The following is a 14,666-nucleotide window of genomic DNA, read 5'->3' on the forward strand; positions in this document are numbered from 1 at the left end:
GCCGCCCCGGGCGGGGCCCTCGCCCGTCCGGGCGAGCCGGGTGCGGCCGTTCGGCCGACACTGGACGAGCGGCGCACCCGCGTTCGACCTGCGCCGCGCCCCCGCCGGACGGAGGAGCGATGGCGACACGGGACGGCCGGACGACGGCCCCGACAGCGCCCGGACGGTCCGGCACACCGACGGGCGGGCCCTCGCCGGGCCGCCAGCGGCCCGGCCGGAGTCCGGCGGGCGGGGCGGCGGCGGGACGGGCGTCGTGACGGGCGCGACCCCGGCCCCGGCGGCCGGGCGGGACCACCGCTGGCAGGCCCTCGCGGTCTGCCTGGTCGCGGGGTTCATGACCCTGCTCGACGTCAGCATCGTGAACGTGGCACTGCCGTCCGTCCGTGCCGGGCTCGACATGTCCGAGAGCGGCCTGCAGTGGGTGCTCTCCGGCTACGCGCTGACCTTCGGCCTGGCGCTCGTCCCCTCGGGCCGGCTGGGTGACGCGCGCAGCCGGCGGGCCGTCTTCATGAGCGGGCTGGCGCTGTTCACGGCCACCAGCGTGCTGGCCGGCGCCGCCCAGAGCGAGGGGTGGCTGATCGCCGCCCGGCTCGCCCAGGGCGCGGCCGGCGGCATCCTCGTCCCCCAGGTGTCCGGGTTCATCCAGGAGCTCTTCCAGGGCGCCGACCGGGGCCGGGCCTTCGGACTGCTGGGCGCCACCATCGGCGTCTCCACGGCCGTCGGTCCGCTGCTCGGCGGTCTGCTCATCCAGCTCTTCGGCACCGCCGACGGCTGGCGCTGGGTGTTCTACGTCAACCTGCCGATCGGCCTGGTCGCGCTGCCGCTCGCGTACCGGTTGCTGCCACCGCCGACGGCCCGTCCCGTCGCCGCGCCCGGTGCGCCGGGGCGCGCCCGGGGGCGCGACTTCGACCCGGTGGGCGTCCTGCTGCTGGGGGCGGGGACGGTCCTGCTCCTGCTGCCGTTCATCCAGGTCGAGCAGTGGCCGGGTGCGGGCAAGTGGCTGCTGCTGCCCGCGGCCGTGGTGCTGCTCGCCGCGTTCGCCGGCTGGGAGCGCCGCTACGCCCGGCGCCACGAGCCACTGGTCAGCATGAGCCTGTTCCGGGCCAGGTCGTACGCACTGGGGACGCTGCTGTCGCTGGTGTACTTCGCCGGTTTCACCGCGATCTTCTTCATCTTCACGCTCTATCTGCAGAACGGGCTGGGCTACAGCGCGCTGGCGGCCGGGCTGTCGATCACGCCGTTCGCCCTCGGCTCCGGCGCGGGCGCCGCCGTCGGGGGCCGGGTGGTGCACCGGTTCGGGCGGCCGCTGGTGACCGCCGGGCTCGTCCTGGTGGCGGTCGGGCTGGCGGTGGCCGGCGGGGTGGTGCACCTGTGGTCGGGCCCGTACGTCGGCTGGGCGACCGCCGCCCCGCTGCTGGTGGCGGGCATCGGCAGCGGGCTGGTGATCTCGCCGAACCAGGTGCTCACGCTGGCCGAGGTGCCGGTGGTGCGGGCGGGCAGTGCGGGCGGTGTGCTCCAGACGGCGCAGCGGATCGGCTCGGCGGCGGGCATCGCCGCCGTCGGCTCGGTGTTCTTCACCCGGCTCGCCGGCCACCCGCAGGACTGGGCCGGCGCCTTCCAGCTCGGGCTGGTCGTGGCCATCGGCTTCGTCCTGCTGGCCCTGGCCACCGCGCTCGCCGACGTCCTGGCGGGCGGGACGGGGCGGCCCGCCGAGCCCCGGCCGCGCGAGCCGCTGGGCCCGCCGGGCTCGCCGGCGCACCGCCCCGGCCCTCCCGGCTCGCAGGCATCGGCCCCGAAGCCGTGAGGGTCCTCCGGCCCGCGGGCATTGGCTTCGAAGCCCTGGGGGCGGGCAGCCCACCGGACCGGGCACCATGTCGACAGAGCGCCAGATCGACCGAGTGACAGGTCGATCCAGTGCTGGATCGATGCAGGTCGATGGAGTGACGGGTCGGCGGGCCGACCATGTCCCGGCGGAATCCGGGTAGGCGGCCCGGCGGCGGGCACCGTGCCCGTCACCGCGGGGCTCGCCCCCCGACACCCGGTGGAGGAATGCTCATGACCCGTCCGTCCGGCCCGATCCCGGTCCGCCCGCACGATCCGTCGCTGGTCCGCCCGCCGGACCCCGTCCCCCCGAACCCGACCCCGGCGCCGGGCCCGGGCGGGCCGGGCCCCGGTCCGCTGCCCGGGCCGGCCCCCGCTCCCGGCGGCCCCGATCCGGTGCCACCCGCGCCGCCGGCCCCGACCCCCGACCCCTGGCCGGACCCGGTGCCGGACCCGGCCCCCGGCCCCTTCCCGGTGCCCGGCCCGGATCCGTACCCCGTGCCGGTGACCTGACCGCCGTTCCGTCTCGGACGCGCCTGCGGGATTGGGCCCGGGGCGCGCGGGGTAGCCGGGCGCCATGCTGACCTTCGGAATCGAGGAAGAGTACCTGCTCGTCGACGAGGTGAGCGGGGTGCCGGTACCCCGGGCCGCCGAGGTACTGGCCGCGGCGGACCTGCTCCCGGCCCTGCGGCCCGAGGAGGCCCAGCACGAGCTGCTCCAGGTGCAGGTCGAGGTGGCCACACCGGTCTGCGAGGAACTGGCGGAGGCGGCGGACCACCTCGTCCGCCTGCGGGACGCGCTCGGCACGGCGGCGCGGAAGGCGGGCTGTCGGATCGCCCCGGTGGGCGCGGCCCCGTTCCAGGGCCTCATGCCGGTGCCGGTCACCGACCGGGCCCGCTACCGCTCGGCGCGTGCCGACGCACCGCAGCTGGTGGACGACCTGATGCTCAACGGCATGCACGTGCACGTCGGCGTCCCGGACCGGGACAGCGGGATCGCGGTCCTCAACCGGCTCCGGCCCTGGCTGCCGGTGCTGGTGGCGATGGCGGCGAACTCGCCCTTCTGGCAGGGCCGGGAGACCGGTTTCGCCAGCTGGCGGACGATCCACTTCGACCGCTGGCCGGCCAGCGGCCAGCCCCCGGCCTTCCGCGACGCGGCGGACTACGAGCGGCGGGTGCGGGCCTTGCAGGACACCGGACTGATCCGGGACCGCGGTGCGCTCTACTGGCACGCGCGGCTGTCCGAGCGCTACCCCACCATCGAGGTCCGGGCCGCCGACGTCCAGCTCCTGCCGCAGGACGCCGAACTGTTCGCGGCGCTGGTCCGTGCCCTGGTGGCGACCGCGCTGGCGGACGACCGCGCCGGCGTACCGCCGTTGCGGCCCGACGAGGAACTGCTCCGGGCGGCCACCTGGCAGGCCGCCCACAACGGGCTCGACGGCCGGCTGGCCTCGCCGAACCTCCCGTACGCGCGCCCGGCCGGGTCCGTGGTCGAGGAGCTGATGGCGTACGCGGCGCCGGGGCTCGCCGCGGTGGGGGACACCGAGCGGGTCGGGGAGCTGTTGGAGGCCTTCCTGGCGGCGGGTACGGGCGCGCGGCGCCAGCGGCTGGCCTGGCACCGGGGTGGGCGGGCCGGCCTGATCGACCTGCTCGTGGGGTAGCGCCCCGGCCCCGACCGCAGGTCGGTGGAGCGGCCCCGCCCGCGGCCGCTCCACCGACCCGGTCCCACCAACCCGGTCCCACCAACCCGGTCCCACCGGCCCGGGTCCGTCCGACCAGGTCAGGCCGGGTGAGGTCCGACCAGGTCGAGTCGGGTCGGGTCCGGCCGGGTCAGGTCAGGTCGAAGACCAGCCGGGCGGTCACCCGGCCCGAGAGGATGTCCTCGAAGCAGGTGTTGACCTCCTCCAGCCGCCGCGACTCGCGGATCACCGTGGTCCGACCGAGCGCGTGCAGCCGGAACACCTCCGCCAGGTCCTCCCGGGTGCCGACGATGGAGCCGATCACACTGGTGCCGTTGAGCACCGTGTCGAAGACGGGCAGTTCGAGCCGACCCCCGGCGGGCAGCGCGACCAGGACCAGCGTGCCGCCGCGCCGCAGCGCGCCGTACGCGGCCTGGAAGGAGGCGTTGCTGACGGCCAGCGCGATCGCCGCGTGCGCGCCGCCGAGCTTCTGCACCTCGGCCGCCACGTCCTGGGTGCGGGCGTCGATCACGTGGTCGGCGCCGAGCTCGCGGGCGAGGGCCAGCTTGTCGTCGGTGACGTCCACCGCGATGGTCTCGGCGCCGCTGATCCGCGCGTACTGCAGGGCGAGGTGGCCCAGTCCGCCGATGCCGGACACCAGCACCCGGGTGCCGGGCCGCGCGCCGGAGACCTTGACGGCCTTGTAGGTGGTCACCCCGGCGCAGGAGAGCGGCGCGGCGTCCAGCGGATCCAGTCCCTCGGGCACGGGGACGACGTAGTCGCCGTGCGCCAGCGCGTACTCGGCGTACGCGCCGTCCACCGAGTAGCCGCTGTTGTGCTGCCGGAGGCAGAGCGTCTCCCACCCCGAGACGCACTGGTCACAGCGGCCGCACGCGTCGGCGAGCCAGGCGATGGCGACCCGTTCGCCGACCGCCACGTGCCGGACGGCCTGCCCGGCGGCCTCGACGATGCCCACCCCCTCGTGGCCGGGGACGAACGGGGGTGACGGTTTCACCGGCCAGTCGCCGTGCGCGGCGTGGATGTCGGTGTGGCACAGCCCGGAGGCCTCGATCCGGACCAGCACCTGGTGCGGGGCCGGCTCGGGGACGGGACGGTCCTGGATCTCCAGCGGGGCGGTGAAGTCCTTGACGACGGCGGCCTTCATGTATGCGACTCCGTTCGGCGGCGGGGCGGGCGGCGGCGGGGCGCCGCTCCCGACCGGGGGCCGGTGAACCCGAGGCCGGGAGCCCGGGCAGGGCTCCCCAGCAGCCTCACCCGTGCGGCCTAGCGACGCAGGGTGGGCGGGGCCGAACGGGTGATCACGGCGCGGGCCGCCCCCCTACAGCGGCGTCGCCGCCTTCACCACCAGCAGCAGGGCCACCACCGCGTTGGCGGCCGACAGCGCCGATGCCGCCGTGCCCGCCGCCGCGACCATCGCGGCGAGCCCGGCCCGACTGTGCGCCGGCGGCCAGCCGCCGGCCGCCGGGCCGGGGCCGAGGAGGGCGGCGACCCGCCGGGGTACGGGGCCGGGCGCGGCGAAGGCGGCGAGGCCGGGCGGGGTGCCGGGCCGGCCGCCGGCCCGGTGGGAGAGCAGGGCGGCGTTGGCGACCGCGCGCGCCGTGAGCCGCCGGTCGCCGACCACCCGGGCGGCCTCCTCGTCCGCCCACCGCTCGGTGCTGAAGGCCACGGCTGCCTGCAGCGGACGGAGGAAGGGGTTGGCCCGGCTGGCGAGTCGGGTGGCCGTCAGGATGCGGTGGTGGCGGTGCGTCAGGTGGGCCCGCTCGTGCGCCAGCAGGGCCCGGAACTCGGCCGGCGCGAGCCCCGCGGCCATCGCGCTGGAGGCGACCACCCGCCCCGGCCGGCCGGGCAGCGCGTAGGCGTACGGCGCGACGTCCGGCAGGACGGCCACGTCCCGGTCGTGCGGGACGGCGGCGAGGGCGTGCCGCAGTCGGGCCCGGACCCTGAGGTGCCGCCCAAGGAAGCCACCGCAGGCGACCGCGAGCAGGCAGAGCAGCGCGATGCTGCCGAAGCCCACCGCCTCGTGGAACGGCACGGCGTCCCTGACCTGCGGGGCGGACCAGGTGTCCGGCAGCGGGTTGCCGGGGATCTGGGCGGTGCCGACCACGCCCAGCAGCCCCAGGCAGAGCGTGCTGCACCCGCCCATCACCACGCTGAGCGCGGTGAGCAGGCGGGCCGCGGTGCGGGGGTGCAGGTGGAGTTCGGCCAGCCGCGCGATCGGCAGCGCGGTCAGCGGCAGCACGAGCGGCAGGAAGACGAAGACACCCAACGGACCTAGCTCCCGCCGTCGGCGGCGCTGTCGAGCAGGGCCCGCAGCAGGTGCTCGTCGTCGGGGAGCAGCGTGCTGACGAAGCTGGCCAGCACGGCGTCGCGGTCGGCCTCGTTGTCGAGCACCCGGCGCATCCGCAGGGCGGCCAGCCCGGCGGTGTCGGCGGCGGCCCGCCAGACGTACGAGCGGCCCGAACGGCTGCGCGAGACGGCCTTCTTGGCGTGCAGCCGCGAAAGGATGGTCATCACGGTGGTGTAGGCCAGGCCGTCGCCGAGGTGCTGCTGCACCCAGGCCGCGGTCGCCGGGCCGGGCGCCGCCTGGAGCGCGGCCAGTACCTGGGCCTCCAGTTCGCCCTGCCCGCGCCTGCGGACGCGCGGGTGCTCGGCGGGGGCTTGCTGTTCCGTGCCCATACCGGGCTCTCCCTCCGGTCTCGCCGCCCGGTCCTGCTCGGGCGGGCGCCGCCCATTCTACTGAGCGGACCTGACGGTCTTTTGCCGGGCCTTTGCCCGGGTTTTGCCGGTGGCCGGGCCGGGGCCGGGCCTGTGGTCGGGACGGCGGCCGGGCCGCGGCGGCAGGCGGTGTCCGGGCGCAGCACCCCGCCGGTGTCCGACCGATGACGGACGGGCAGATTCTCCTGTTCTCTACAGTGTTGTAGATTTATCAGTCCCGAACCACAGAGAGCCGGGCGTTCCGGGCCCGGCACGGGGAATCCCCAGGAGGGCAACATGGGAGTCTCGCTGGCCAAGGGCGGCAACGTCTCGCTGACCAAGGAGGCCCCGGGGCTGACCGCGGTCATCGTCGGGCTGGGCTGGGACGTCCGCTCCACCACGGGGGCCGACTTCGACCTCGACGCCAGCGCGCTGCTGTGCACCGAGGGCGGCCGGGTGGTCTCCGACCAGCACTTCGTCTTCTTCAACAACCTCAGGAGCCCCGACGGTTCGGTCGAGCACAGCGGCGACAACCTCACGGGCGGCGGGGACGGCGACGACGAGCAGATCAAGGTCGACCTCTCGACCGTCCCCGGCAACGTCGCCAAGGTCGTCTTCCCGGTCTCGATCTACGACGCCGACGCCCGGCTGCAGAACTTCGGCCAGGTCCGCAACGCCTTCATCCGGATCGTCAACCAGGCCAACGGCAGCGAGCTCGCCCGCTACGACCTCACCGAGGACGCCTCCTCCGAGACGGCGATGGTCTTCGGTGAGCTGTACCGCTACGGCGCCGAGTGGAAGTTCCGCGCGATCGGGCAGGGTTACGCCTCCGGTCTGCGGGGCATCGCCTCCGACTACGGGGTCAACGTCTGACCGGTCCGGCAGGGGCCGGCCGGCGCACCGGTCGGCCCCCCGGCGCACCGGTGTCACCGCGCACCGGTGTCACCGGAGCACCAGTGACCCGGATGCTCGGGTGCACGAGCGCCTCGTCCGACCGTCGACCGACACAAGGAGAGCAGGACTCATGAGCGTCAACCTCGGCAAGGGACAGCGGATCAGCCTGGAGAAGGCCGGGGGAGGCGCGCTCGGCGTGGTGCGGATGGGCCTCGGCTGGAAGGCCTCGCCGCGCAAGGGGTTCCTGGCGAAGCTGCTTCCGAAGGAGATCGACCTGGACGCCTCGGCGGTCCTGTTCGCCGGCAGCAAGCCGGTGGAGGTCGTCTACTTCCAGAAGCTGACCAGCTCGGACGGCTCGGTGCGGCACAGCGGTGACAACCTGACCGGCGGCGCCGGCCAGGGCGCGGACGACGAGTCCATCGTGGTGGACCTGCAGAAGGTCCCGGCGCAGGTCGAGCAGATCGTCTTCACCGTCAACTCGTTCACCGGCCAGACCTTCCAGGAGGTGGAGAACGCCTTCTGCCGCCTGGTGGACGAGACCAACGGAACCGAGCTGGCCCGCTACACCCTGACCGGCGGCGGCCCGTACACCGCCCAGATCATGGCCAAGGTCCACCGGGCGGGCACCGGCTGGCAGCTGACGGCGATCGGCGAGCCGGCCGCCGGGCGCACCTTCAAGGAACTGCTGCCGGAGATCGCCAAGCACCTGTAGCGCCCGGGGCGGGGGAGGCGGCGGCGCCGTCCGGATCCGTGCCGCTCCTCCGCCTCCCGGCGGTGCGTCCGGGCGCGGGGTGCGGGAGCACTGCCGCGGCCCTGGTAATGTTCTCCACGTCGGAGGAGAGATCCTCCGGACACGCGTCGGAGGTGCTGGTGGAGCACGCCCTACTTTCAGTAGGGAGAGTCCGTTCAAATCGGGCCCGTCGCATTGGCCGGCTTCCTCCCGCCGGCCCACCGGGGCCTCCCCGTTCCGCCGGGGAGCCCGGTACTCCCGGCCGGACCGGGGGGCGGGCACCCGGACGAGCCCCGGCCGGGGGTACCGGGCCGGGGCTCGTGGGGCCGGAGCGCCGGCCCGGTCAGTCCAGGTAGTCGCGCAGCACCTGGGAGCGCGACGGGTGGCGCAGCTTGGACATCGTCTTGGACTCGATCTGGCGGATCCGCTCGCGGGTGACCCCGTAGACCTTGCCGATCTCGTCCAGCGTCTTCGGCTGGCCGTCGGTGAGGCCGAAGCGCATCGAGACCACACCGGCCTCGCGCTCGGCCAGCGTCTCCAGGACGGCCCGGAGCTGCTCCTGGAGCAGGGTGAAGCTGACCGCGTCGGCCGGCTTGACCGCCTCGGTGTCCTCGATCAGGTCACCGAACTCGCTGTCGCCCTCGTCGCCGAGCGGGGTATGCAGCGAGATGGGCTCGCGCCCGTACCGCTGGACCTCGATCACCCGCTCCGGGGTGAGGTCGAGCTCCTTGCCCAGCTCCTCCGGGGTGGGTTCGCGGCCGAGCGACTGCAGCATCTGGCGCTGCAGGCGGGCCAGCTTGTTGATGACCTCGACCATGTGCACCGGGATGCGGATGGTGCGGGACTGGTCGGCCATCGCCCGCGTGATCGCCTGGCGGATCCACCAGGTGGCGTACGTGGAGAACTTGAAGCCCTTGGTGTAGTCGAACTTCTCGACCGCGCGGACCAGGCCCAGGTTGCCCTCCTGGATGAGGTCCAGGAACAGCATGCCGCGGCCGGTGTAGCGCTTGGCCACCGAGACGACCAGGCGGAGGTTGGCCTCCAGCAGGTGGTCCTTGGCGCGGCGGCCGTCCTCGGCGATCAGCTCCAGCTCGCGCCGGAAGACCGGGGTGAGCTCCTCGCCCGAGGCCAGCTTCTCCATCGCGAACAGACCGGCCTCGATGCGCTTGGCGAGCGAGACCTCCTGCTCGGCGTTGAGCAGCGAGACCTTGCCGATCTGCTTCAGGTAGTCCTTCACCGCGTCGGCGCTGGCGCCGGGGGTGGTGACCTGGACCTTGGGGGCGTCGTCCTCGTCGTCGTCCGACAGCACGAAGCTGCCGATGCCGGGGGTCTCCGGCTCCTGGCCGGCGTCGCCGGCCGTGGCCTCGTCGAAGAGGTCGTCCTCGGCGGCGGGCTCGGCCGCGGAGGTGTCCTCCGGGCCGGCCTTCGCCGCGGTCTTCTTGGCGGCGGCGGCCGTGGTGGTCTTCTTCGCGGCGGTCTTCTTCACCGCGGCGGCCTTCTTGGCGGGCGCGGCCTTCTTCGCCGCGGCCGCCTTCTTCACCGGTGCGGGGGAGTCGGCGGGGGCCCCGGAGGCCTCGTCCGCGGTCTCCACGGGGGCCGCTGTGATCTTCTTGACAGGGGTAGCGCGCGTGGCTACGGTTTTCTTGACAGAGCGCCGGTTGGGGTCTCCAGCAGCTGGTTTGGGCTCCTGAGCAGGCCGGACCGCCAGAACCACCCCGTCCTCGTCGAGCACCTGGTTCAGGCTCCGCAGGACGACCTTCCACTGGGTGGTCGGAATGTTGTCGGCCTCGAAAGCCTGGCGCACCTCATCGCCGGTGATGTGTCCTTTGGTCCTGCCGCGCTCGATGAGTGCCATCAAGGACGCGGATTCAGCGATCCGATGCGGAAGCGTGCGGGACGGGCTGGGCGACACGAGTGGCCTCTCGGTGCAGTGGGCATGAAACGGCTCCGCCGCGCACGGAGAGTGTGACGGATCAAGGATCCTCCACGCGGCAAGCACCGTTCGACTAATCGTTCCCAGAGCCCCGGGCGTTACGCATCGATGGAGTGACTCGGGTCACTCCGCTTCCGGGGGCGTCCGCGGGGCGGCTCCGGCGGGTGCCGCCGGCCGGGCCCGGCGGGCCCCCGCCCGCCTCCCGCCCGGCCCCGACCCCCGACTCGGCCCGAGGATTGCGCGGGCCCGGCGGGCGTCAGCCGAGGAATCCGCGCAGCAGGGCGGCCGTGGCCTCCAGGTGCTCCTCGGTGGAGCGCCGGGCGCCCTCCGCGTCCCCAGCCAGGATCGTCTCCACCATCGTGCGGTGCTGCTCCGAGGCGTGGTCGATGTTCCGCTCCAGCATCGGTATCGCGTTGAGCAGGTCGTTCAGGCGCATCCGGCTCTCGGCGATGCCGGCCGCCAACGTGTGCGAGCCGGTCAGCTCGGCGATCGCCAGGTGGAACCGGGAGTCCAGCTGCCGGTACTCCTCGGGTGGGGCGCTCTCCAGCTCGGCGAGGCGCTCGCGCAGGTAGTCGCGCTGCTCCTCGGTGAGCGGGCGCCGGGCGGCCTGCTCGGAGGCGCCGGTCTCCAGCACCATCCGGTAGGTGAGGGCGTCCTCCAGCTCGGCGCCCATGTCCTGGACGGCCCGGCGCAGCTCGCCGAGGTCCGGCGGGGGCAGCCGGTAGGTGACGAAGGTGCCGCCGTAGCGACCGCGCCGTGACTCCACGCAACCGGCCAGCTGCAGGGAGCGGATCGCCTCGCGCAGCGTCTCGCGGCTCACGTTCAGCCGGGTGGCGAGCTCCCGTTCGGCCGGGAGGCGGTCGCCGTGGGCGAGGACGCCGAGCTTGATGGCCTCCAGGATCCGCTCGACCGTCTCCTCGAAGGCATTGCCGGTGCGGACGGGGCGGAAGATCGCGCCGCCCCGCCAGTCCGTCCGCGCGTCGCGCCCGCCCGCCAGGTCCACTCCGGAATCGTACCGAGGTACGGGTCGGGCGGTCGGTCGGCAGGTCCCCTTGACGCGGTGGAGCCGCAGGGTGAACCATGCGCACTACGCCAATGGTCTGGTTTCAGTCCATTGGCCGCCACAGCGCTGTGGGCGCACGTTTCGGATCCCCACCGAACCCCCAAGGGGTGCGCATGTCTCCCGAACCCTCACCCGTCGACCACCCTGGCACACCGGTGTTTCCGGCAGCCGCACCGGAAGGTCCGGCCGGCCCCTCGGCCATCCCCTCCCCGGCGACCCCCGCCGCCGCCCTCGCCCCGGCGGCCCCCGCCCCGAGCGAGCTGTCCTCCGACGAGCGGCGCCTGCGCGAGCTCGGCTACACCCAGGAGCTCGCCCGCTCGATGTCGGGCTTCTCCAACTTCGCGGTCTCCTTCTCGATCGTCTCGATCCTCTCCGGCTGCCTCACCCTGTACGGCTTCGGCCTGAACACCGGCGGCCCCGCGATGATCACCTGGGGCTGGCCCGTGGTCGGCCTGATGACCCTCTGCGTCGCCCTCGCCATGGCCGAGATCTGCTCCTCGTACCCCACCGCCGGCGGCCTCTACTACTGGGCGGCGAAACTCGCCCCCTCCCGCGGACCGGCCTGGGCCTGGTTCACCGGCTGGTTCAACTTCCTCGGGCAGGTCGCGGTGACCGCCGGCGTCGACTACGGCGCGGCCACCTTCGCCAACGCCCTGCTGGAGATGCAGTTCGGCTTCGCGGCCACCCCGGGGCACACCGTCACGGTCTTCGCGGTGATCCTGCTCGTCCACGGCCTGCTCAACACCCGCGGCGTCCGACTCGTCGCCCTGTTCAACAACGTCAGCGTCTGGTGGCACCTGGCCGGCGTCACGATCATCGTCGGCGTCCTCGTCCTGGTGCCCTCCCACCACGCCTCCGCCTCCTTCGTCCTCACGAAGTTCGTCAACAACACCGGCTTCCACAGTTCGTTCTACGTCGCCATGCTCGGCCTGCTGCTCGCCCAGTACACCCTCACCGGCTACGACGCCTCCGCCCACATGACCGAGGAGACCAGGGACGCCGCCCGCTCCGGCCCGCGCGGCATCGTCAACTCCGTCCTGGTCTCGCTGGTCGCCGGCTGGGTGCTGCTGCTCGGCCTCACCTTCGCCATCCAGGACTACGACGGGGCCCTCACCAGCTCCACCGGCGTACCGCCCGCCCAGATCTTCATCGACGCCATCGGCGACACCGGCGCCAAGCTGCTGCTGGTCATCGTGATCGGCGCCCAGTTCTTCTGCGGCATGGCCTCCGTCACCGCCAACTCCCGCATGATCTACGCCTTCTCGCGGGACGGCGCACTGCCCGGCTCCCGGCTCTGGCACCGGATCAACCCCCGTACCCAGACCCCCACCAGCGCCGTCTGGCTCGCCGCCGGCGGGGCCTTCCTGCTCGGCCTGCCGGCCCTGTGGAACACCACCGCCTACGCGGCCGTCACCTCCGTCTCGGTGATCGGCCTCTACATCGCCTACGTCATCCCGGTGTTCCTGCGGCTGCGCCAGGGCGAGGCCTTCGCCCGCGGGCCCTGGCACCTCGGCCGGTGGAGCCGGCCGATCGGCATGGTGGCCGTCGGCTGGACCGCGGTGATCGCGGTGCTGTTCATGCTCCCCACCGTCAGCCCGGTCACCGCCCTCAGCTTCAACTACACCCCCGTCGCGGTGGCCGTGGTCCTCGGCTTCGCCGGCCTCTGGTGGCTGGTCTCCGCCCGGCACTGGTTCACCGGCCCCAAGGTGACCGGCACGCCCGAGGAACTCGCCGCCCTGGAAGCCGAACTGGAGATCCGATGAGTCCGCGCCTGACCCTGGAGCAGCTGCGCGCCCGTGTCGCCGAGGGTGCCATCGACACCGTCGTCCTGGCGATGACCGACATGCAGGGACGCCTGCAGGGAAAGCGCGTCGCCGCCGAGTACTTCCTCACCGACGTCGTGCCCAACTCCGCCGAGGGGTGCGGCTACCTGCTCGCCGTCGACATCGACATGAACACCGTGGACGGCTACGAGATCTCCTCCTGGGAGAGCGGCTACGGGGACCTCGTGCTCACCCCCGACCTCGGCACCCTGCGGGCCGTCCCCTGGCACCCCGCCACCGCGATGGTCCAGTGCGACGTCACCCACCACGACGGCCGGCCGGTCACCGTCTCGCCCCGGCAGATCCTGCGCCGACAGCTGGAACGCCTCGCCGCCTACGGCTGGCACGCCTACGCCGGAACCGAGTTGGAGTTCATCGTCTTCAAGGACAGCTACGAGCAGGCCTGGGAGCGGGACTACCACCGGCTCACCCCGGTCAACCAGTACAACGTCGACTACTCCATCCTCGGGACCTCCCGGGTGGAGCCGCTGCTGCGCCGGCTGCGCAACGGGATGGCCGGCGCCGGGCTCACCGTCGAGTCGGCGAAGGGCGAGTGCAACCTCGGCCAGCACGAGATCGCCTTCAAGTACGACGAGGCGCTGCGCACCTGCGACGACCACGCGGTGTACAAGACCGGGGCCAAGGAGATCGCCGCCCAGGAGGGCGTCAGCCTCACCTTCATGGCCAAGTACGACCAGCGCGAGGGCAACTCCTGTCACATCCACCTGAGCCTGCGCGAGGACGACGGCCGGCCGGTGATGGCGGGGGAGGGGGCGCACGGCTTCTCCCCGGTGATGGAGCACTTCCTCGCCGGGCAGCTCGCCTGCCTGGCGGACTTCGCGCTGCTGCTCGCTCCGACCGTCAACTCCTACAAACGGTACGTGCCGGGCAGTTTCGCGCCCACCGCGATCGCCTGGGGGCGTGACAACCGCACCTGTGCGCTGCGGGTGGTCGGCCACGGCGCCTCGCTGCGGTTCGAGAACCGGGTGCCCGGCGGCGACGTCAACCCGTACCTCGCGGTGGCCGCGCTGATCGCGGCCGGACTGCACGGGATCGAGCACCAGCTGCCACTGGAGCCGGAGTTCACCGGCAACGCCTACGGCTCCGACGCGCCCAGGGTGCCCGCCACGCTGCGCGACGCGGTCGAGGCCTTCGAGCACAGCGAGGCCGCCGCACTCGCCTTCGGCAAGGACGTGGTCCGCCACTACACGCACGCCGGCCGGGTCGAACTCGCCGCCTACGACGCGGCGGTGACCGACTGGGAGCGCCGGCGCGGATTCGAGCGGCTGTGACCGGCGGGCCGCTGGTGGGGATCACCAGCTACCTCGACCGGGCCGCCTGGGGCGTCTGGGAGCAGAGCGCGGCCCTGCTGCCGCAGAACTACGTCGACGCCGTCGCCCGGGCCGGCGCCACGCCCGTCCTGCTGCCCCCGCAGAGCGGTGCGACCGGCCGCCTGCTGGACCGGCTGGACGGCCTGCTCCTCTCCGGAGGGCCCGACATCGACCCCGCCAGGTACGGCGAGGAGCCGCACCCCAGCACCGGCGACCCCCACCCGCTGCGCGACAGCTGGGAGTTCGGCCTGCTGGACGGCGCCCTGGAGCGGGACCTCCCGGTGCTCGGCATCTGCCGGGGCATGCAACTGCTGAACGTCGCCCTCGGCGGCAGCCTGGTGCAGCACCTGCCCGACCGGGTCGGCGACCGGGACCACCAGCTCGCCCCCGCCACCTTCAGCACCCAGGCCGTGATGATCCGCCCCGCCACCCGGCTCGCCGGGATCCTCGGCCGCACCGCCAAGGTGGCCTGCTACCACCACCAGGCGGTCGACCGGCTGGGCGGCGGGCTGCTGCCCGCGGCCTGGAGCTCCGACGAGACCGTCGAGGCCGTCGAACTGCCCGACCACCGCTTCGCCCTCGGCGTGCAGTGGCACCCCGAGACCGATCCCTCCGACCCCCGCCTCTTCGAGGCGTTCGTCACCGCTGCCACGGCCACCACCCCCTAGGAGACAGCAC

12 protein-coding genes are annotated in these 14,666 nt (G+C 73.7%); 7 read left to right on the top strand and 5 right to left on the bottom strand.

Going from position 1 to position 14,666, the window contains the following annotated elements; translation table 11 throughout:
* The first annotated feature begins 334 nt into the window (after window positions 1-334).
* Together ACFTWP_RS17760 and ACFTWP_RS17765 are read left to right on the top strand one after the other, a co-directional pair.
* On the top strand, window positions 335-1,804 hold the full coding sequence (locus ACFTWP_RS17760; RefSeq protein ID WP_380265562.1) for an MFS transporter: 1,470 nt from the start codon (window positions 335-337) through the stop codon (window positions 1,802-1,804).
* Between the two features lie 594 nt (window positions 1,805-2,398).
* Window positions 2,399-3,481 carry a glutamate--cysteine ligase gene (locus ACFTWP_RS17765; protein ID WP_380265500.1) on the top strand — a complete coding sequence of 361 codons (1,083 nt, stop codon included), beginning with the start codon at window positions 2,399-2,401 and terminating at the stop codon, window positions 3,479-3,481.
* 169 nt (window positions 3,482-3,650) lie between these two features.
* On the opposite strand, the gene adhP is transcribed toward ACFTWP_RS17765, so the two are convergent.
* The 3 genes from adhP to ACFTWP_RS17780 all read right to left on the bottom strand — a co-directional run bounded on the left by adhP (window position 3,651) and on the right by ACFTWP_RS17780 (window position 6,196).
* Window positions 3,651-4,664: an alcohol dehydrogenase AdhP gene (gene adhP, locus ACFTWP_RS17770; protein ID WP_380265501.1), complete on the bottom strand. Its 1,014-nt coding sequence runs from the start codon at window positions 4,662-4,664 to the stop codon at window positions 3,651-3,653.
* 174 nt (window positions 4,665-4,838) lie between these two features.
* The gene (locus ACFTWP_RS17775; protein ID WP_380265502.1) at window positions 4,839-5,786 is read right to left on the bottom strand and encodes a M56 family metallopeptidase; all 948 of its coding nucleotides are present in this window, start codon (window positions 5,784-5,786) and stop codon (window positions 4,839-4,841) included.
* 5 nt (window positions 5,787-5,791) lie between these two features.
* Window positions 5,792-6,196 (bottom strand): BlaI/MecI/CopY family transcriptional regulator, encoded by a 405-nt coding sequence (locus ACFTWP_RS17780; RefSeq protein WP_380265503.1) that lies wholly within the window; start codon window positions 6,194-6,196, stop codon window positions 5,792-5,794.
* A gap of 315 nt (window positions 6,197-6,511) precedes the next feature.
* Between ACFTWP_RS17780 and ACFTWP_RS17785 the strand changes: the two genes are divergently transcribed.
* Window positions 6,512-7,087 (top strand): TerD family protein, encoded by a 576-nt coding sequence (locus tag ACFTWP_RS17785; protein ID WP_380265504.1) that lies wholly within the window; start codon window positions 6,512-6,514, stop codon window positions 7,085-7,087.
* 151 nt (window positions 7,088-7,238) lie between these two features.
* A complete protein-coding gene (locus tag ACFTWP_RS17790; protein WP_380265506.1) occupies window positions 7,239-7,820 on the top strand; it encodes a TerD family protein in 582 nt (193 codons plus the stop codon).
* A gap of 361 nt (window positions 7,821-8,181) precedes the next feature.
* On the opposite strand, the gene ACFTWP_RS17795 is transcribed toward ACFTWP_RS17790, so the two are convergent.
* Complete coding sequence (locus ACFTWP_RS17795) at window positions 8,182-9,750, bottom strand: RNA polymerase sigma factor (protein WP_380265508.1); 1,569 nt, start codon at window positions 9,748-9,750, stop codon at window positions 8,182-8,184.
* A gap of 277 nt (window positions 9,751-10,027) precedes the next feature.
* A complete protein-coding gene (locus ACFTWP_RS17800) occupies window positions 10,028-10,774 on the bottom strand; it encodes a FadR/GntR family transcriptional regulator (protein WP_380265509.1) in 747 nt (248 codons plus the stop codon).
* A gap of 380 nt (window positions 10,775-11,154) precedes the next feature.
* Between ACFTWP_RS17800 and ACFTWP_RS17805 the strand changes: the two genes are divergently transcribed.
* The 3 genes from ACFTWP_RS17805 to ACFTWP_RS17815 are packed head-to-tail and all read left to right on the top strand — an operon-like array spanning window position 11,155 to window position 14,656.
* Window positions 11,155-12,597 (top strand): amino acid permease, encoded by a 1,443-nt coding sequence (locus tag ACFTWP_RS17805; RefSeq protein WP_380265563.1) that lies wholly within the window; start codon window positions 11,155-11,157, stop codon window positions 12,595-12,597.
* The gene (locus ACFTWP_RS17810; protein ID WP_380265510.1) at window positions 12,594-13,949 is read left to right on the top strand and encodes a glutamine synthetase family protein; all 1,356 of its coding nucleotides are present in this window, start codon (window positions 12,594-12,596) and stop codon (window positions 13,947-13,949) included. The genes ACFTWP_RS17805 and ACFTWP_RS17810 overlap by 4 nt, the downstream gene beginning before the upstream one ends.
* A complete protein-coding gene (locus tag ACFTWP_RS17815) occupies window positions 13,946-14,656 on the top strand; it encodes a gamma-glutamyl-gamma-aminobutyrate hydrolase family protein (protein WP_380265511.1) in 711 nt (236 codons plus the stop codon). Before ACFTWP_RS17810 ends, ACFTWP_RS17815 begins: the two co-directional genes overlap by 4 nt.
* The last annotated feature ends 10 nt before the right edge of the window (window positions 14,657-14,666 follow it).

The organism is Kitasatospora sp. NPDC057015, assembly GCF_042673745.1.
Classification (GTDB): domain Bacteria; phylum Actinomycetota; class Actinomycetes; order Streptomycetales; family Streptomycetaceae; genus Kitasatospora.